The organism is Methylosinus trichosporium OB3b, from assembly GCF_002752655.1.
Lineage (GTDB): Bacteria > Pseudomonadota > Alphaproteobacteria > Rhizobiales > Beijerinckiaceae > Methylosinus > Methylosinus trichosporium.
Genome location: NZ_CP023737.1, coordinates 995,864 through 1,012,784 on the forward strand (window position 1 = coordinate 995,864; position 16,921 = coordinate 1,012,784).

The following is a 16,921-nucleotide window of genomic DNA, read 5'->3' on the forward strand; positions in this document are numbered from 1 at the left end:
ATCCTTGAACAGGAACGTCACCGCTATGTAGCGCGTGCGGCTTATTCGGCCTCCCGGGGAAACCAAAAGGGGCCTGACAACCATGACAACTCCAGATCGTCGCGATTTCTTGCGCCTCGTCGGCGGCGCCACTCTCGCCACGGCGTTTTCACAGAGCATCGAGCGCGCGCTGGCGATTCCGGCGAATGCCGCGACCGGCACGATCAACGACATCGAGCATATCGTCGTGCTGACGCAGGAGAACCGCTCCTTCGATCATTACTTCGGCACGCTGCGCGGCGTGCGCGGCTTCGGCGATCCGCGTCCGGTGCTGCTGCCCAATGGCAAGCCGGTGTGGCGCCAGCCCGATGGCGCCGGCGAGGTGCTGCCGTTCCGGCCCGACACGCGTCCGCTCGGCGACAAGTTCCTCGAAGGCACGCCGCATAACTGGCCGGATGCGCATCAGGCCTGGAACAACGGCAAATATGACCAATGGGTCCCGGCCAAGGGCCGCCACACCATGGCGCATCTGTCGCGCGGCGACCTTCCGTTCCACTTCGCTCTGGCGGAAGCCTTCACCATCTGCGACGCCTATCATTGCTCGGTGATGGGCGCGACCGACCCCAATCGTTATTATCTGTGGAGCGGCTGGGACGGCAACGATGGCGCCAATGGCGGTCCGGTCGTCGACAATTCGGAAGCCGGCTACGACTGGCGCACCTATCCGGAGCTCTTGGAGCAGGCCGGCGTCTCCTGGAAGGTCTATCAGGATATCGGCGCGGGGCTCGACGGCGAGCATTGGTGGGGCTGGGGCGACAATCCCTATATCGGCAATTACGGCGACAACTCGCTGCTCTACTTCCATCAATATCAGAACGCGCTGCCGGGCTCGCCGCTCTATGAGAAGGCGCGGCGCGGCACCAATATCTCCGCGAGCGGCAATCTGTTCGAGATTCTGCGCGACGATGTGCTGCACAACAAGCTGCCGCAGGTCTCCTGGATCGCCGCGCCCGAGTCCTACACAGAGCATCCGAACTGGCCGTCGAATTTCGGCGCCTGGTATATCTCGAAGGTCCTCGACGCTCTGACCGCCAATGCGAATGTGTGGAGCAAGACCGCTCTACTCATCAATTACGACGAGAACGACGGCTTCTTCGATCACGTGGTGCCGCCGACCGCGCCGGCGACATCGGCGCAGGGGCGCTCCACCGTCGCGACGACCAATGAAATCTATCCGGGCGGCTCGACCTACGCCGCCGGCCCCTATGGCCTCGGCGCACGCGTTCCCATGATCGTCGTCTCGCCCTGGAGCAAGGGCGGCTATGTGTGCTCGCAAGTGTTCGACCACACTTCGGTCCTTCGCTTCATCGAGAAGCGCTTCGGCGTCGCCGAGACGCAGATCTCGCCCTGGCGCCGCGCGGTCTGCGGCGATCTGACCTCCGCCTTCGATTTCTCGAAGACCTTCACCGGCGTCGTCTTCCTGCCGTCGACGACGGGCTTCGGGCCGCGCGATCGCGAGCGTCATCCGAGCTATACGCCCGTGCCGCCGGCCAATCAGGCCGTCCCCGTTCAGGAGCCCGGCCTGCGTTACGCCCGGCCCCTGCCCTATGAGCTGGATGCGAAGGGCTCCCTGACCACGGATCGCGCCTCGCTCAAATTCGAATTCGTCAATACCGGCGCCGCCGCCGCCTGCTTCCATGTGCGCTCGGCGCAGGCCTCGGCCGGCCCCTGGAGCTATACGGTCGAGGCCGGCAAGTCGCTGGTCTCGGGCCTCAGATTCCAGACGAGCAAGGACTACGCCTTCACGGTCCACGGCCCCAACGGCTTCTTCCGCCGCTTCAAGGGCGGCTCCGAGGCCAGCCGCGCCACTCTCGAGGTGAGCGCGAAATATGTGACGCAGCCGGAGGTCGGGATCGAGCTGACCATCGTGAACCGCGGCCTCGGCCCGGTCTCGATATCGGTCGCCGACGCCTATGGCGTGACGGGCGCCTTCCGCAAGCTGCTCACGCCGGCCGAGCGCGTCGTGAAGCTGTGGCGGCTCGGCGCCAGCCATGGCTGGTACGACCTCTCGATCTCGGTCGCTTCCGATCGGGGCTTCGCGCGTCGCCTCGCCGGCCATGTGGAGAATGGCAAGGTCAGCACCAGCGATCCGGCTTTCGCCCGGAGCGGCTTCCCCGCCATCGCCTGACGCGGGCAAGGACGAGACGGAGGGACGCGCGTCCCTCCTCGCATTCGAGAGGGCGGACGCCGGAGACGGCGTCCGCCCTCTTCTTTGTTCGGCGCACGCGCCGGGCCCCTGCCCCACGCGACATTTCGGAGCGCTTTTTCGTCGCGAATGAGCGACGATAGGATAGCCGATTCGCTCATTTCGACCGGCGAAAGCTTTTTTCGAGATGGAGACTTGAAGATGAAACGGGTTCGCCTTCTCTCATTGACGGCGCTCGCGCCGCTTTTCGTTTCCAGCGCGCTGGCGCAAGTGGCGCTGGTTCCCGGCCTCGCCGCCTGCAAGGACCGGGACAATATGCGACGCCTCGTCGAGCTCACCGATCTGGGCGACCTCGCCGCCGCGCAGGAGTTGTTCGCGCGCGGCGTCAAGAGCGACGACTGCCGGATGCTGGCGGGCGACGACGTCGTCATCGAGATGACGCCGCTCTTCATGCGGGTGGTCAAGGCGCATATCCGCGGCAATCCGGATATTTATTGGATCCTGCAGTAATTCTACCGCATCACGAGAAGCCGAGATGATCGGGGCGGCGTCATTGCGAGAAGCGAAGCGACGAAGCAACCCAGAAGTCGCCCCGCGGCTCTGAAATGCTTCGCTGCGCTCGCAATGACGGCCGCAGCTTCCGCGGGTTCACATCGAGATATTTTTATTGGGTGTGAAAGGGGCGAGCCTGAAGGCTCGCGGTCCGGGCGCCCGCAAGTCACCGCGCTCGCAGCGCCTGCTCGCCGAGGCGCGTGAGCGCGGCGCGCAGCGCCTCGTCGGCGACGCCATCCGTCACCGCGGCTGCGCGCGCGCGCGTCGCGGCGTCGACCAGGGGAGCGCGATGCGGCGCCTTGCGGCGCGCCGTCAGCCGCTCCTGGCGCATCGTCAGCCGCGCGACGCAGCGCCAGCCCAGATGCGTGTTCACCCGGTCGAGGATCGACCCGGCCATATGCTGGATGTCGAGGCTAAAGCCCGGCTCGACGCGCAGAATCAGCGTCGCCGGCTCATCCTTCTTCTCGGCTGCGCGGTTCTTCGCCCGCGGCGGCCATTGCAGCTTGATCGGCTCGCAAATGGCGGCGAGCCGCGCGCCCACCACCGCCTCCCAGCGCAGGATCAGCGCCGCCTCGCCGAAACCCTGGCGCGCCGCCAGCGGATCGATCGCTCGGTCGACGAGCTCGCCGAGCGTCCGAGATCCTCTGTATTTCTCCGCCATTGGCTCGTTCCTCGCGGCAGGGGACGCGATGTCGCTCCAGCATTCTTTCCTTCGAGCGAATTCTGATCGGTCGAACGATTTCGTTCGACCGGAAAGCGCTCTAGCATTTTTTCATTCGAGCGAATTCTGATCGATCGAACGATTTCGTTCGATCGGAAAGCGCTCTATGGACGTTATCTCATGCGAAGCGCCCCCGCCAAGCCCGATCCGCTCGCCCTGCTGCGTTGGTACGACCGGCGCCGGCGCGCCCTGCCCTGGCGCGCGCGCGCGGGCGAGACCGCCGACCCTTACGCCGTCTGGCTCTCCGAGATCATGCTGCAGCAGACCACGGTGGAGGCCGTGAAGCCCTATTTCGCCGCCTTTCTCGCCCGCTGGCCGGATGTCGCGGCGCTGGCCGCCGCGCCGCAGGAGGAGGTGATGAAGGCCTGGGCCGGCCTCGGCTATTACGCGCGGGCGCGCAATCTCCACGCCTGCGCGCGCGCGATCGCCGCGCGCGGCGCCTTTCCGCGCGAGCAGCGCGAGCTGCTGGCGCTGCCCGGCGTCGGTCCCTATACGGCGGCGGCGATCGCCGCTATCGCCTATGACGCGCCCGTGGTCGCCGTCGACGGCAATGTCGAGCGCGTCGTCGCGCGGCTCTTCGCCATCGAGCGGCCGGCGCGCGAGGCCAAGGCCGAATTGCGCGAGCAGGCGCAGAGCCTCTTTCCCGGCCGGCGCGCCGGCGATTTCACCCAAGCGCTGATGGACCTCGGGGCGACGGTCTGCACACCGCGCGGGCCGCGCTGCGGGGACTGTCCGTTCCACGGCGCCTGCGCGGCGGAGCGGAGCGGCGACGCCGAGGCCTTTCCCGTCAAGCCGCCCAAGACGCAAAAGCCCGAGCGGCGCGGCGCCGCCTTCGTGCTGCTGAGCGATGGGGCGGCGCTGATCCGCACGCGGCCGCCGCGCGGCCTGCTCGGCGGCATGGCGGAATTTCCCTCGACCCCCTTCCGCGCCGATTTCGACCCGAGGAAAGCCCGCGCCCATGCGCCGGCCGCGGCGCCATGGCGCGAATTGCCGGGGATGGTCGAGCATGTGTTCACACATTTTTCGTTGCGGCTGACCATCTTCCGCGCGACGCTCCCGCCGCCGCGGCCCGGAATCGAGAATTGCCGCTGGACGGAGCTCGGGCGTCTCGAGGCCGAAGGCCTGCCGACGTTGATGCGCAAGGTGGCGGCGCACGCCGGGCTGGGTTTGGAGTAGAGCGTTTTCCGATCGAACGGCGTCGTTCGATCGATCAGAATTCGCTCGAAGGAAAAAATGCGAGAGCGGAGGGCTGCATGGCGCGGGGCAAGGCGATCACGGTGGAAATGACGGAAGGGGCGATCCGCGTCCGCTCGCAGGGCAAGACGCTGACGATCGTGAATTCCTCGCCGCCGCCCGACGCCGACGACGAGAGCGATTTCTTCATCCGCCTCGACGAGATCGACAATTGGGACGCCCCCGACGACGAGATCTCGATCGACATCGTCGAGTTGCAGAAGATTTTGGAGGCGATCGAGGAGGAGCTGGACCGGCGAGGGCTCAGCGTGACCTTCGATTGAGGTCCGCGGTCAGGCGCCGCCCGCGGGCGCGTCGCCGGCCAGCCATTCGCGCCAAATCGAGAGCAGCACGGCGAGGATCAGCGGCCCGAGAAACAGGCCGACGAAGCCGAAGGCCAGCAGGCCGCCGAGCACGCCGAACAGCACGATGACGAGAGGAATGTCGGCGGCGCTGCTGATCAGCAGCGGCTTGATGATATTGTCGACCCAGCTCACCACCAGCCCGCCCCAGGCCAGCAGCGCGACCCCGGCGCCGGTCTGGCCGACGACCAGCAGATAGACGCCGACCGGAGCCCAGACCGCCCAGGTGCCGATGAAGGGCACGAGCGCCGCCACCGCGGTCAGCGCGCCGAGCAGAATGGGCGTGCCGACGCCGACGACGGCATAGCCCACACCGGCGATGAGGCCCTGAAACAAAGCGCTGACGATCACCCCCGACACCACCGCCTGCGTCGTGGCGCCGATGGCGCGGACGTAATTATCGGCGGACGCGCCCACCACCTTCCGCAGGCCGGCGCGCAGCTCCTCGACCACGAGCGCGCCGTCACGGTAGAAAAAGAACAGCGCTATGGCGGTCAGCGCGATCTGCGCGAGGCTGCGGCCGATCATGCCGAGCGTTCTGGCGAGTCCGCTCATCCACGGCTCGATCCACTCCTTCACCTGCTCGCGGCGCCGCTCCGGATCGTTCCAGATCGTGTTCAGCATGTCGTCGAGAGCTGGGCCGACGACGGGAAAGCGGGCGACCGCATCGGGAAGCACGATCGGCTCATCGGCGAATTGGCTCGACAGCTCGCGATAGGCTTCGGCGAGATCGGACTGCAGGCGCACCAGCAGAAAGGCCACCGGGACCACCAGCACCACCACCAGAAGCAAAGTGGCGAAGGTCGCGGCGAGCGAGGGGCGATTTCCGCTCGCGCGCAAGATGCGGCGATAGACCGGATAGGTCGCATAAGCGAGGATGGCGGCCCAGGCCAGCGGCGTTAAAAACGGGCTGACCACGAAGAGGCCGAGCCCGACGACGACGCCGAGCAGCAGCAAAGCGAAAATCTGCCGGTTCTGCATCGCCCACTCCTCTGCGCGCTCTCGCGGAGCACTCGTGGTCTGCGTCATCGAAATTGATAAGCTCAGAGAGCGAGCCTTCAGGCTCGCTCTTTCAGCCCTCTCAAATCGGCTGAAGCACGCCACTAGACTAGAAGATCCCCGCCTCGAGACCCGCCGCCATCGCCATCCCCAGCTCGCGGCAAGCGTCGACGAAGTCCTCGCGCCATTCGCCGCGCAGGATCAGCGGCTCCTGGACCTTGCGCCAGCGCAGGCCGGTCGCGACGCTCTCGACGCTGCGCCGCGCTCCGGTCCCGTCGCTGCCGGCGCGCACATAGAGCACATAAGGGAGCCCCTGCGTGCGCTCGAGGCAGGGATAATAGCAGCGGTCGAAAAAATCCTTCAGCGCGCCGCTCATATAGCCGAGGTTCTCGGTGGTCCCGATGAGGATCGCGTGGGCGCCCAGCACATCGTCCGGCGTCGTCGCGAGCGGCGCGAGGCACAAGGTCTCGACGCCGGCGATCTCGTCCGCTCCGGCGCGCGCAGCCTCACGCAGCCGCAGCGTGTTCGGCGACGGCGCATGGGCGACGACGAGCAGGCGTTTTGTCGTCATTCGCGCTTTTCTCCCCGAACGTAAGCTCGACAATCGCGGCCATGTCTCTTATGGTTCGGCTCGCGCATGGCGCTTCCGCTTCCGCCGCGCGATATTCATTGCACAGGACCACATTGATGAAAAAATCGATCTGCATCGTCGCATTGCTGACCTTCGCCGCGCCGGGATGGACGGCGACGAAAACGCTCAAACGCACCATCGACGAGACCCAGCTGCAGGGATATGTCGCGACGCCGCCGACCGGCTGGGCGCCCACAGCATTCATCTATGGCGCCGCCACGCCGACCGGCTCGGCGAATCCGGCGGTCTATGCGATCTCGAACCGCATGTTCCTGCGCAACGCCTTCAATCCCTACGCCCCGCCTCCGACCACGCCTCCGCCACTCGCCGGTCTGACATTGATCTCGCTCTCGCGCTACGCCCTGACCAGAGAAAACCTGCCGGACGCCGTCCAGATAACGGCCAGCGACTGCGTTTTTTCGGCCTATGGCGTTTCCAAAGTGTGCCCCTATCTCTACACCGCCGCGCGGCCCGCAGCGGCTCTGCCGGGCGGCCTCGTCGTCTTGGTCATGAAGCCGGTCGTGTACAGGAATGGCGCTTATCTGAAATATTGGGAATATGTCTTCGATCCGAGCGCGGTCGGCGCGGACCGCTGGCGGCTCGTGCAGGACGGTCTCAGCGACACCCCTATGGTGAATTTGTTCGTGGACGAGGCTGCCGACAACGTTTCCGGAGCGCGCGGCAGAGCGAGCGAAGTGAACATCCCGGGCCAGACCTTCAAGGTCGCCGATGTGAACTGGTATCTCTTCAAGCGACAGTCTCCGACCGTCGTGCAGGTCTATCAGATCGCGCCGAAATGAGCCGCGCCATACTGCATCATGACTTTCATCAGGGATGATCGAAGGATCGCATCCATGAAAAAAACGATTTGCGTCGTCGCGGGACTGATGATCTCGGCGTCGACCGCGCCAGCGGGAACGGCGACGCTGAAGCGCACCATCGACGAAACCCAGCTGCAAGGATATGTCGCCACGCCGCCGGCCGGCTGGGCTCCCACCCGCTTCGTGTACGGGGCCGCGACGCCGATCGGCTCGGCGTCGCCGGCAGTCTATGCGATCTCGAGACAAAGCTCGCTGCTGGAAACCGCCGGCTCCAACGCCACGCCCCCGACGGCGCCTCCGCCGCCCAGTGGCTTGACGCTGATCTCGCTGTCGCGAAACGTTCTCACAAAAGAAAACCTGCCGGACGCCGTTCAAGTGAAGGCCAGCGACTGCAACCTTCTGGTCTACGGCACACCCGATACATGCCCTGCTCTCTATGTCGTCGCGAGGCCCTCTGCGGCGCTGCCGGGCGCCCTCGTTGTTATGATCATAAAGCCGGTTCTGTATAAAAAAAGCACCTCACCGAAATATTGGGAATATGTGTTCGATCCGAGCGCGGTCGGCGCCGAACGCTGGCTGCTCGTGAAGGACGGGCTCGCCGACAAAGCCATTCTCGACCTGCTCGGGGACGAGTCCATCGACCCTTCCGGGGTGCGCGTAGGCTCGAGCGAAATGAACATCCCGGGCCAGACCTTCAAGGTCGCCGATCCGAACTGGCTTCTCTTCAAGCGACAGTCTCCCACCGTCGTGCAGGCCTATCAGATCGCGCCGAAGTAAGGGCGCCGCGCGCCATTCCGCATCATGACATTCATCAGGGATGATCGAAGGATCGCATCCATGAAAAAAACGATTTGCGTCGTCGCGGGACTGATGATCTCGGCGTCGACAGTGCTTGCGGCGACGAAAACGCTGAGGCGCACCATCGACGAGACCCAGCTGCAAGGCTATGTCGCCACGCCGCCGGCGGGCTGGGCCCAGAACAAATTCACCTATGGGGCGGCGACGCCGATCGGCTCCGCGTCGCCGGCAGTCTATGCGATCTCGAACCAGATTGTTCTGAGGACGCCTTCGACGCCGTCCATACCGCTTCCGACGGTCCCGCCGCCGCCTGTCGGCGTGACGCTGATCTCGCTTTCCCGTTCGTCGGCCATGATCAAGGAAAACCTGCCGGACGCGGTTCAGATCACCGCCAGCGACTGCATCTTGTCCTATAATGAGGCCCACAACCTCTGCCCTAATCTCTACACACTGGCGAGACCTGCGGCGGCGCTTCCGGGCGGACTGCTTTTCATGATGTTGAAGCCGGTTCGCCGCGGGACGAGCTTCGTTTCGAAATATTTTCTGTATGTCTTCGACCCGAGCGCGGACGGAGTCGCACGCTGGTTGTACATTGAAAGTGGGATCGCCGATTCATCCATGATCCAAATGTTCGTGGACGAATACGAGACCTACTCCTCCAACGACGTCGGCAAGCACGAAGAAATAAAACTGCCGGGCCAGACTTTCCAGGTCGCCGATCCGAACTGGTATCTCTTCGAGCGACAATCTCCCACGATCATGAAAGTCTATCAGATCGCGCCGAAATGAGCGCGTCGTCGCCCGCTCGCGCGAAGCTCTAGGGCGCGGGGCGGGAAGCGGCTAGGATCGCCCTGTCTCGAATCGAGCAGGACTCCATGACGCAGGCTTCGATCACAACGGATGGCGCGGGCGCGCGGCCCGCCCTCACTCTTCCCCAGCGCGTCATCCTCGCCGAGGGCTGGACGCGGCGGGGGATCGCCTTTCTCGCCGGCGCCTGCGGAGCGCTCGCCCTCGCGCCGATCGATTTCGCGCCCGCGATGGCCGTCCCCATGTGCGCCGCCGTCTGGCTGCTCGACGGTGCGGCGGCGGCGCGCGGCGCGGGCGCGCTCTCCTTCGCCCGGGGCTCGATGCTGTCCGCGGCGGCGGCCGGCTGGTGGCTCGGCTTCGGCTATTTCCTCGCCGGCCTCTGGTGGCTCGGCGCCGCGCTGCTGGTGCAGGCCGATCAATTCGCTTGGGCGCTGCCGCTCGCCGTCATCGGCGTGCCGGCCGGCCTCGCCTGCTTCACCGCGCTCGGCTTCGCCCTCGCCCGGCTGCTGTGGACGCCGGGCTCGCTGCGCGTCTTCGCGCTCGCCGCCGGGCTCTCCGCCTCCGAATGGCTGCGCGGCCATGTGATGACCGGCTTCCCCTGGAATGATGTCGGCATGGCGCTGGCGAGCGTCCCCGTGCTCGACCAGACGGCGGCGCTCGTCGGCCTGCACGGGCTCGACATTCTCGCGGTGATCCTGTTCGCCGCGCCCGCCACGCTCGCCGACGGCGGAAGGCGGCGGATGACGCCGGCGATCCTCGTCGCTCTGATCCTCACCGCCGCAATGGGCGTCTACGGGGGCCTGCGCCTCCTGCGCGGCGAGAGCGGCTTCGTCGACGGCGTGACGCTGCGGCTGATGCAGCCCAATCTGCCGCAGGACGCCAAATTCAAGCCGGAGAACGGCGGCGAGATTCTGCGCCGCTATCTCGAGCTCACCGACCGAGCCATAGCCCCGGGCCATTCCGGCGTCGCCGATGTGACGCATGTGATCTGGCCGGAATCGGCCTTTCCCTTCATCCTCTCGCGTGAGCCGCAGGCAATGGCGCGCATCGCCGCGACGCTGCAGAATGCGACGCTGCTGACCGGCGCCGCGCGTGTCGAGGACGCGCCGGGCGGGGCGCGCCGCACGAAAATCTTCAACGCCATTCTCGCCTTGCAGCGCGGCCGCATCGTCGCCGCCTATGACAAGATTCATCTCGTGCCCTTCGGCGAATATCTGCCGCTCGCCGGCCTGCTCGGGCCGCTCGGCGCCACCCATCTCGTGCCCGGAGTCTGGGACGCAGGCGCCGGCCCGCGGCGCCTGCGCGCGCCCGGCCTGCCGCTCGCCGCGCCGCTCGTCTGCTATGAGGCGATCTTCCCCGGCGAGACCGTCGAGCCCGACGGGCCGGAGCGGCCGCAATTTCTGCTCAACGTCACCAATGACGGCTGGTTCGGCGCGACCAGCGGGCCCTATCAGCACTTCGCCCAGGCGCGCCTGCGCGCCATCGAGGAGGGTCTGCCGCTGGTGCGCGCGGCCAATACGGGCGTCTCCGCCATCGTCGATCCATATGGGCGAATTCTCGGCGCTCTGCCACTCGGAGTCGAAGATGTGCTCGACGGCCGTCTGCCCAAGCCGGCGAGCCCGCCTCCCTTTGCCCTCCATCCTTTTCTCTGGACTTCAACGCTTTGGTTCTTCACAATAATTTTTGCGGCTCTGGGGCGTGTTCGCGGGTTTGCGGGTTTGACTTGACGGCTCGAGCGGGTGCTTAATGGCGAACCGTCGGCGCCGCGCGGGCGCCGACGTGACAGGCTGTCGAACCCGATGGTAATTCAATTCTATCCGACCGAAGTCGGTGAGTTGGGCAAGGGAGATCAAACGCAGTGAAGAAGGCGCCCGATCCGATAGACCGGCATGTCGGAAGCCGCGTGCGCATGCAGCGCGTCTTGCTGAAAATGAGCCAGGAGAAGCTCGGCGAAGCGCTGGGGCTGACCTTCCAGCAAGTGCAGAAATACGAGAAGGGCACCAATCGCATCGGCGCGAGCCGGCTTCAGCAGATTTCGAAGACGCTGAACGTCCCGCCGTCCTTCTTCTTCGATGGCGCGCCGTCGGTGGGCGCGCCGGGCGACGGCTTCGCCGAGGAATCCTCGTCGCAATATGTGGTCGAGTTCCTGTCCACGGCCGAGGGGCTGCATCTCAACCGCGCTTTCGCCCGCATCAAGGACCCGAAGGTGCGCAAGCGGGTGATCGATCTCATCTCCACCCTCGCCGACCAGAGCGAGGACGGCGTCCCCGCGGGCGGCGAGGACGCCGCGAAATAGCCGCGCCGGACGGCGCCGGCGTACGGAGCCTCCGATAGAGCGCGACTTGACGAGCGGGCTCGCGCCTGTACTGATCTACCGAACCGCGATGGCCCGAGGACGGTTCCACGCGCAGACGGAGATGGACGTGACGCGACAGAACTATCTTTTCACGAGCGAGTCGGTTTCCGAGGGTCATCCCGACAAGGTTTGCGACCGCATCTCGGACGAGATCGTCGATCTTTTCTTTCGTGAGGGGGCCAAATTCGGCGTCGATCCCTATCTGATCCGCGTCGCGGCCGAGACTCTCTCCACCACCAATCGCGTGGTGATCGCCGGCGAGGTGCGCGGCCCGGCCATTCCCAAGGAGCAGATCGTCGACGTCGCCCGCAAGGCCATTCACGCGATCGGCTATGAGCAGGACGGCTTCCACTGGCAGCACGCCGATGTCGAGGTGCTGCTGCACGCCCAGTCGGCGGACATCGCCCAGGGCGTCGACGCCGCCGGCAACAAGGACGAAGGCGCGGGCGACCAGGGCATCATGTTCGGCTACGCCGTGCGCGAGACGCCGGATCTGATGCCGGCGCCGCTCTATTACGCCCACAAGATTCTCGAGAGCCTCGCCCAGGCGCGCCACTCCGGCAAGGAGAAGGGCCTCGGCCCGGACGCCAAGAGCCAGGTGACGCTGCGCTATGAGAACGGCAAGCCGGTGGAGGCGACGCAGATCGTGCTGTCGCATCAGCACACCGACGAGAGCCTCTCGCCGCAGGATATTCGCAAGCTCGTCGAGCCCTATATCGTCGCGGCGCTGCCGTCCGGCTGGATCACCAAGGAGACGGTCTGGCACGTCAATCCGACCGGCAAGTTCCACATCGGCGGCCCGGACGGCGACGCCGGCCTCACCGGCCGCAAGATCATCGTCGACACTTACGGCGGCGCGGCCCCGCATGGCGGCGGCGCCTTCTCGGGCAAGGATCCGACCAAGGTCGACCGCTCGGCGGCCTATGCGGCCCGCTATCTCGCCAAGAACATCGTCGCCGCCGGCCTCGCCGATCGCGCGACGCTGCAGCTCTCCTATGCGATCGGCGTCGCCGAGCCCCTGTCGATCTATGTCGATCTGCACGGAACCGGTCAGGTCGCGGAGGACAAGCTGGAAGCGGTGCTGCCGCAGATCATGCGGCTGTCGCCGCGCGGCATCAGAGAGCATCTCCAGTTCAATAAGCCGATCTACGCCCGCACCTCGGCCTATGGCCATTTCGGCCGGACGCCGGACGCGGAGGGCGGCTTCTCCTGGGAGAAGACCGACCTCGCCGACGCGCTGAAGGCGCATTTCTCCTGAGCGGAGACAAGACGCAGGGGCGGAGCGGGGCGGCGGCGGGCGAGGATTTCACGCCTCGCCGCCTCTATGGGCGCAGCAAGGGCAAGGCGCTGCGGCCCGGCCAGGCCCGCCTCATCGACGAGCTGCTGCCGAAGCTGCTGCTCGATCTCAGCGCGCCCGCGCCGCATGACGCGCGGGCGCTGTTCGATTCGCGAGTGCGCGAGACGCGTCTCGAGATCGGCTTCGGCGGCGGCGAGCATCTGATCGCGACCGCGGCGCGCAACCCGGACGTCGGCTTCATCGGCTGCGAGCCCTTCGTCAACGGCATGGCCCGCCTGCTCGCGCGCATCGCCGCGGAGGGCCTCGGCAATATTCGCCTGCGCCAGGGCGACGCCATCGAGGTCGTCGACTGGCTGCCGGACGCCAGCCTCGCGCGCGTCTATCTGTTCTATCCCGATCCCTGGCCGAAGCGGCGCCACCGCAAGCGCCGCCTCGTCTCGCCGGACAATCTCGCCAAGCTCGCCCGCGTCATGACGCCGGGCGCGCAATTGCGCTTTGCGACCGACATAGACGATTATGCCGGCTGGACGCTGGCGCGCCTCGCCGCCTCGCCCGATTTCGACTGGCGCGCGCAGTCGGCGCAGGACTGGCTCTCGCCCTGGGACGGTTGGACGCAGACGAAATACGAGGCGAAAGCGATGGCGGCCGGCCGCAAACCGGTCTATCTGACATTCGCGAGGCGTTGAGGACGCGGGATGTTCCAAAGGCGTCGATGACGCCGTCTCGGCGGGAGATTCGCTACAATGGCGACGGAAGCATTCGGCGCGGGCGATGGCGCGCAAGAGACGACGACGGCGGGATTTCGCGCCGATGTGATGGAAGCTTCGTTGCGCCAGCCCGTGCTGGTCGACTTCTGGGCTCCGTGGTGCGGCCCTTGCAAGCAGCTCGCGCCGGCGCTCGAACGCGCCGTCAAGGCGGCCGGCGGCAAGGTGAAGCTCGTCAAGATGAACATCGACGACCATCCGGAGATCGCCGGCCAGCTCGGGATCAAATCGATCCCCGCCGTGATCGCCTTCGTGCGCGGCCGACCCGCCGACGGCTTCGTCGGCGCCCTGCCCGAGACTCAGCTGCGCGGCTTCGTCGAGCGGCTCGTCGGCCCGCTCGAGGACGAGGGCGCTGACGCTTTCCTCGTCGCCGAGGCGCTGATCGGCGAAGGCGATCTCGCCGGCGCCGAAGCCATTCTGACCGATCTCGTCTCGCGCGACCCGCCGCTGCCGAAAGCCGTGGCGGAGCTCGCCCGGCTGCTCGTCGAGCAGGATCGCCTCGCCGAGGCGCAGGCGTTGCTCGAGGGGCTTGCGGCCGAGCTCGCCGGAGACGCCGGCGTCGCGGCCGCGGCGGCGACGCTCGAGAATGCGCTGCGCGCCTCCGAGCTCGACGAGGTCGACGAATTGCAAAGGCGCATCGCCTTCGATCCCGATGATCTGCAAGCGCGCTTCGATCTCGCTCTGGCGCTCAACGCCAAGGGCAAGCGCGATGACGCCGCGACGGCGCTCCTTGACATCATCCGCAAGGACCGTAGTTGGAGCGACGATGGGGCGAGGAAGCAGCTCATCCAATTCTTCGACGCCTGGGGTCCGCTCGATAAGGCGACCATCGGCGCCAGACGACGCCTGTCGTCGCTATTGTTCTCCTGAGAGAGGAGTGGCGTCGATCGCTGCGCGGCCCAAATGAGCGTCAACCGTCCCTACAAAGATGCGAACGGACTGCCGGAAGTGCTTCCGGTGTTTCCGCTGACGCGCGCGCTGCTGCTGCCGCGCGGCGAGCTGCCGCTCAATATTTTCGAGCCGCGCTATCTCGCCATGATCGACGACGCCATCGCGTCGCAGCGCGTGATCGGCATGATTCAGCCTCTGTCCGGCGAGGATGAGCGCGAGGCGGCGCCGGCGCTGCACCGGACCGGCTGCGCCGGCCGCATCACCCGCTTCCTCGAGACGGGCGATGGCCGCTATATGATCTCGCTCACGGGAATCGCCCGTTTCGACATCATGGAGGAGCTGCCGTCGACGCTCCCCTATCGCAAATGCCGCGTCAGCTACGAGCGCTTCCTCTTCGATCTCGAGCCGGGCGCCGGCGAGGAGGACGTCGACCGTTCCGGTATGATCCGCATGTTGCGCGAATTCGCCGAAGGCTCCAAGCTCGAGGTCGATTGGAGCAGCATAGACGCGGCGCCCAATGAGGCGCTGGTCAATGCGCTGGCGATGATGAGCCCGTTCGGCGCCAATGAGAAGCAAGCGCTGCTCGAGGCGATCGACCTCAAATCGCGTGCGGAGATGCTCGTCGCGCTCGCCGAGCTCGATCTCGCGCAGAACAGCGACGAGCCGCCGCATTTCCACTGACGCGCGCGCCAGCGCTTCGCCATGGCGGGAGGCAGGGCTATGATGGAAGACGCAGACAAGCAAAGCGAGCCCGCCGACGAGGCGCCGGCTCCCGAGGCGACCAAGGTCGATCCGCGCCTCCTCGAGATTCTCGTCTGCCCCTTGACCAAATCGACGCTGGAATATGACGCCGCGCGGCAGGAGCTGATCTCGCGCCCGGCGCGCCTCGCCTATCCGATCCGCGACGGCATTCCGATCATGCTGCCGGAAGAAGCGCGGCGCATCGATTGAGCGCCGCCGCTGAACCGAGCGCCCTGCTCCGGGTCCTTCACCTCGAAGAGATCGGCGAGGATCGCTTTCGCGGCTCCAGCCCCTGGGCGACCGGGCGCGTCTATGGCGGCCAGGCGGTCGGGCAGGCGCTGGTGGCGGCCCAGCGCACGACGCCGCGCGAGCGCGTCGTCCATTCGCTGCACGCCTATTTCATCCTCGCCGGCGACGCCGCTGCGCCGATCGATTATGCGGTCGAGCGCGTGCGCGACGGGGCGAGCTTCACGACGCGGCGCGTCGTCGCCAGCCAGCACGGCCGCGCCATTTTTTCGATGGAGGCCTCGTTCCAGATCGTCGAGCCGGGTTTCGAGCACGCATTTCCGGCCCCGAACGCGCCGCCGCCCGAGAGCCTGCCGACGACGAGCGCGCTCGCCGAGCGCTTCGCCTCCTTCCTGCCGCCCATGGCCGCCGAATGCATCGCTCGAACGTCGGCGCTCGACATCCGCTTTTCCGATCCGAGCGCCTATTTTTCGCACACACCCCAGACGCCTGCTCAACAATTCATCTGGTTCCGCGTGATCGGCGCCCTGCCCGACGACGACGCGACCCATCGCGGCGTGCTCGCCTATCTCTCCGACATGACCTTGCTCAACACCGCGCTGGTCATTCACGGCCGCTCCATCTTCGATCGCGATCTGCAGGTGGCGAGCCTCGATCACGCCGTATGGTTCCATCGGCCGTTCCGCGCGGACCAATGGCTGCTCTATGCGCAGGACAGCCCGACGGCCGCCGGCGCGCGGGCGTTGACGCGCGGGCTCGTCTACACATTGGACGGACGGCTCGTCGCCTCGGTCGCGCAGGAAGGTCTCATCCGCGAGCGTCCGCCGCGAGGGTGAGCCCGCATCTGCTTATGTGATAGGCGCCAGCTGCATGATTTCAGGCGCCGCTCGACCGTCTCACCGCTCTCGCGCATCGGCGAATGGCGGGCACGACGTCTCGCAGACGGAATGATCTTCCACCGACCTCGTTGTTTTCCGGCCGGGACCGTGCGACTCCCGGCGTCGGCGGCGCCTTATTACCTCTGGCACGCCATTTGAAGGCCATGGCCGTGAGCACGACGGTGCTCGTCTTGGCCATTGCCGCACCGACGCCGTCGCTCTCGACGCGTCGGCGCACGCCATGCAGGTCGAAAAAACAAGGATAGGCAGATGAAAATCGTGACAGCGATCATCAAGCCCTTCAAGCTCGATGAGGTCCGCGACGCGTTGACGAATATCGGCGTGCACGGCCTCACCGTGACGGAAGTCAAGGGATATGGACGGCAGAAAGGGCATACCGAGATCTACCGCGGCGCCGAATACGCCGTGAGCTTCTTGCCGAAGCTGAAAATCGAGGTGGCGGTGACCTCGGAGCTCGTCGCCAAGGCGATCGAGGCGATCACGACCGCGGCGCATACCGGCCAGATCGGCGACGGCAAGATTTTCGTTCTTCCGCTCGAGCAGACGATCCGCATCCGCACCGGCGAGCGCGACGCCGACGCGCTCTGACACTCTCCCGAAAAATCACCAGGAGTTCCC

General features: G+C 66.4%; 19 protein-coding genes. 16 read left to right on the forward strand and 3 right to left on the reverse strand.

The features are described from left to right. The first annotated feature begins 82 nt into the window (after nucleotides 1-82). Together CQW49_RS04795 and CQW49_RS04800 are read left to right on the forward strand one after the other, a co-directional pair. Nucleotides 83-2,167, forward strand: coding sequence for a phosphocholine-specific phospholipase C (locus CQW49_RS04795; protein ID WP_003610713.1), 2,085 nt, complete (start codon nucleotides 83-85; stop codon nucleotides 2,165-2,167). A gap of 219 nt (nucleotides 2,168-2,386) precedes the next feature. Beyond that, on the forward strand, nucleotides 2,387-2,695 hold the full coding sequence (locus tag CQW49_RS04800; RefSeq protein WP_003610711.1) for a hypothetical protein: 309 nt from the start codon (nucleotides 2,387-2,389) through the stop codon (nucleotides 2,693-2,695). 208 nt (nucleotides 2,696-2,903) lie between these two features. On the opposite strand, the gene CQW49_RS04805 is transcribed toward CQW49_RS04800, so the two are convergent. Beyond that, nucleotides 2,904-3,398, reverse strand: coding sequence for a DUF721 domain-containing protein (locus CQW49_RS04805; RefSeq protein ID WP_003610710.1), 495 nt, complete (start codon nucleotides 3,396-3,398; stop codon nucleotides 2,904-2,906). A 180-nt stretch (nucleotides 3,399-3,578) separates the two neighbouring features. Between CQW49_RS04805 and mutY the strand changes: the two genes are divergently transcribed. Together mutY and CQW49_RS04815 are read left to right on the forward strand one after the other, a co-directional pair. Continuing rightward, nucleotides 3,579-4,634, forward strand: a complete 1,056-nt coding sequence (mutY, locus tag CQW49_RS04810) for an A/G-specific adenine glycosylase (protein ID WP_003610709.1) — start codon at nucleotides 3,579-3,581, stop codon at nucleotides 4,632-4,634. Between the two features lie 77 nt (nucleotides 4,635-4,711). Further along, complete coding sequence (locus CQW49_RS04815; protein WP_003610708.1) at nucleotides 4,712-4,975, forward strand: Imm74 family immunity protein; 264 nt, start codon at nucleotides 4,712-4,714, stop codon at nucleotides 4,973-4,975. 9 nt (nucleotides 4,976-4,984) lie between these two features. On the opposite strand, the gene CQW49_RS04820 is transcribed toward CQW49_RS04815, so the two are convergent. After that, nucleotides 4,985-6,034, reverse strand: a complete 1,050-nt coding sequence (locus tag CQW49_RS04820) for an AI-2E family transporter (protein WP_003610707.1) — start codon at nucleotides 6,032-6,034, stop codon at nucleotides 4,985-4,987. Nucleotides 6,035-6,161: 127 nt separating this feature from the next. After that, on the reverse strand, nucleotides 6,162-6,623 hold the full coding sequence (locus CQW49_RS04825; RefSeq protein ID WP_003610706.1) for a flavodoxin family protein: 462 nt from the start codon (nucleotides 6,621-6,623) through the stop codon (nucleotides 6,162-6,164). 116 nt (nucleotides 6,624-6,739) lie between these two features. Between CQW49_RS04825 and CQW49_RS04830 the strand changes: the two genes are divergently transcribed. From CQW49_RS04830 to CQW49_RS04885, 12 genes are all read left to right on the forward strand, one after another. Further along, nucleotides 6,740-7,483: a hypothetical protein gene (locus tag CQW49_RS04830; protein WP_003610705.1), complete on the forward strand. Its 744-nt coding sequence runs from the start codon at nucleotides 6,740-6,742 to the stop codon at nucleotides 7,481-7,483. Nucleotides 7,484-7,537: 54 nt separating this feature from the next. Then, the gene (locus CQW49_RS04835) at nucleotides 7,538-8,281 is read left to right on the forward strand and encodes a hypothetical protein (protein ID WP_003610704.1); all 744 of its coding nucleotides are present in this window, start codon (nucleotides 7,538-7,540) and stop codon (nucleotides 8,279-8,281) included. A gap of 60 nt (nucleotides 8,282-8,341) precedes the next feature. Continuing rightward, nucleotides 8,342-9,091 (forward strand): hypothetical protein, encoded by a 750-nt coding sequence (locus CQW49_RS04840; protein WP_003610702.1) that lies wholly within the window; start codon nucleotides 8,342-8,344, stop codon nucleotides 9,089-9,091. Between the two features lie 86 nt (nucleotides 9,092-9,177). Then, on the forward strand, nucleotides 9,178-10,836 hold the full coding sequence (gene lnt / locus CQW49_RS04845) for an apolipoprotein N-acyltransferase (protein ID WP_003610700.1): 1,659 nt from the start codon (nucleotides 9,178-9,180) through the stop codon (nucleotides 10,834-10,836). Between the two features lie 131 nt (nucleotides 10,837-10,967). After that, complete coding sequence (locus CQW49_RS04850) at nucleotides 10,968-11,405, forward strand: helix-turn-helix domain-containing protein (protein ID WP_003610697.1); 438 nt, start codon at nucleotides 10,968-10,970, stop codon at nucleotides 11,403-11,405. Between the two features lie 121 nt (nucleotides 11,406-11,526). Beyond that, nucleotides 11,527-12,723 carry a methionine adenosyltransferase gene (gene metK, locus CQW49_RS04855; protein ID WP_099831742.1) on the forward strand — a complete coding sequence of 399 codons (1,197 nt, stop codon included), beginning with the start codon at nucleotides 11,527-11,529 and terminating at the stop codon, nucleotides 12,721-12,723. Next, nucleotides 12,720-13,448, forward strand: a complete 729-nt coding sequence (trmB, locus tag CQW49_RS04860) for a tRNA (guanosine(46)-N7)-methyltransferase TrmB (RefSeq protein ID WP_051418782.1) — start codon at nucleotides 12,720-12,722, stop codon at nucleotides 13,446-13,448. Before metK ends, trmB begins: the two co-directional genes overlap by 4 nt. A gap of 57 nt (nucleotides 13,449-13,505) precedes the next feature. Continuing rightward, on the forward strand, nucleotides 13,506-14,396 hold the full coding sequence (locus CQW49_RS04865) for a thioredoxin family protein (RefSeq protein WP_003610691.1): 891 nt from the start codon (nucleotides 13,506-13,508) through the stop codon (nucleotides 14,394-14,396). A 33-nt stretch (nucleotides 14,397-14,429) separates the two neighbouring features. Next, nucleotides 14,430-15,098, forward strand: a complete 669-nt coding sequence (locus tag CQW49_RS04870; RefSeq protein ID WP_003610690.1) for an LON peptidase substrate-binding domain-containing protein — start codon at nucleotides 14,430-14,432, stop codon at nucleotides 15,096-15,098. Nucleotides 15,099-15,137: 39 nt separating this feature from the next. Continuing rightward, nucleotides 15,138-15,368 (forward strand): Trm112 family protein, encoded by a 231-nt coding sequence (locus CQW49_RS04875; RefSeq protein ID WP_003610688.1) that lies wholly within the window; start codon nucleotides 15,138-15,140, stop codon nucleotides 15,366-15,368. Beyond that, nucleotides 15,365-16,240 carry an acyl-CoA thioesterase gene (locus CQW49_RS04880; RefSeq protein WP_003610686.1) on the forward strand — a complete coding sequence of 292 codons (876 nt, stop codon included), beginning with the start codon at nucleotides 15,365-15,367 and terminating at the stop codon, nucleotides 16,238-16,240. Before CQW49_RS04875 ends, CQW49_RS04880 begins: the two co-directional genes overlap by 4 nt. Before the next feature lie 312 nt (nucleotides 16,241-16,552). After that, nucleotides 16,553-16,891, forward strand: coding sequence for a P-II family nitrogen regulator (locus CQW49_RS04885; protein WP_003610684.1), 339 nt, complete (start codon nucleotides 16,553-16,555; stop codon nucleotides 16,889-16,891). The last annotated feature ends 30 nt before the right edge of the window (nucleotides 16,892-16,921 follow it).

Excerpts from the sequence above, each read along its gene's own strand:
- CQW49_RS04795 (WP_003610713.1), top strand. The coding sequence starts at position 83 with ATGACAACTCCAGATCGTCGCGATTTCTTGCGCCTCGTCGGCGGCGCC.
- CQW49_RS04800 (WP_003610711.1), top strand. The coding sequence starts at position 2,387 with ATGAAACGGGTTCGCCTTCTCTCATTGACGGCGCTCGCGCCGCTTTTC.
- CQW49_RS04805 (WP_003610710.1), bottom strand. The coding sequence starts at position 3,398 with ATGGCGGAGAAATACAGAGGATCTCGGACGCTCGGCGAGCTCGTCGAC.
- mutY (WP_003610709.1), top strand. The coding sequence starts at position 3,579 with ATGCGAAGCGCCCCCGCCAAGCCCGATCCGCTCGCCCTGCTGCGTTGG.
- CQW49_RS04815 (WP_003610708.1), top strand. The coding sequence starts at position 4,712 with ATGGCGCGGGGCAAGGCGATCACGGTGGAAATGACGGAAGGGGCGATC.
- CQW49_RS04820 (WP_003610707.1), bottom strand. The coding sequence starts at position 6,034 with ATGCAGAACCGGCAGATTTTCGCTTTGCTGCTGCTCGGCGTCGTCGTC.
- CQW49_RS04825 (WP_003610706.1), bottom strand. The coding sequence starts at position 6,623 with ATGACGACAAAACGCCTGCTCGTCGTCGCCCATGCGCCGTCGCCGAAC.
- CQW49_RS04830 (WP_003610705.1), top strand. The coding sequence starts at position 6,740 with ATGAAAAAATCGATCTGCATCGTCGCATTGCTGACCTTCGCCGCGCCG.
- CQW49_RS04835 (WP_003610704.1), top strand. The coding sequence starts at position 7,538 with ATGAAAAAAACGATTTGCGTCGTCGCGGGACTGATGATCTCGGCGTCG.
- CQW49_RS04840 (WP_003610702.1), top strand. The coding sequence starts at position 8,342 with ATGAAAAAAACGATTTGCGTCGTCGCGGGACTGATGATCTCGGCGTCG.
- lnt (WP_003610700.1), top strand. The coding sequence starts at position 9,178 with ATGACGCAGGCTTCGATCACAACGGATGGCGCGGGCGCGCGGCCCGCC.
- metK (WP_099831742.1), top strand. The coding sequence starts at position 11,527 with ATGGACGTGACGCGACAGAACTATCTTTTCACGAGCGAGTCGGTTTCC.
- CQW49_RS04865 (WP_003610691.1), top strand. The coding sequence starts at position 13,506 with ATGGCGACGGAAGCATTCGGCGCGGGCGATGGCGCGCAAGAGACGACG.
- CQW49_RS04870 (WP_003610690.1), top strand. The coding sequence starts at position 14,430 with ATGAGCGTCAACCGTCCCTACAAAGATGCGAACGGACTGCCGGAAGTG.
- CQW49_RS04875 (WP_003610688.1), top strand. The coding sequence starts at position 15,138 with ATGATGGAAGACGCAGACAAGCAAAGCGAGCCCGCCGACGAGGCGCCG.
- CQW49_RS04885 (WP_003610684.1), top strand. The coding sequence starts at position 16,553 with ATGAAAATCGTGACAGCGATCATCAAGCCCTTCAAGCTCGATGAGGTC.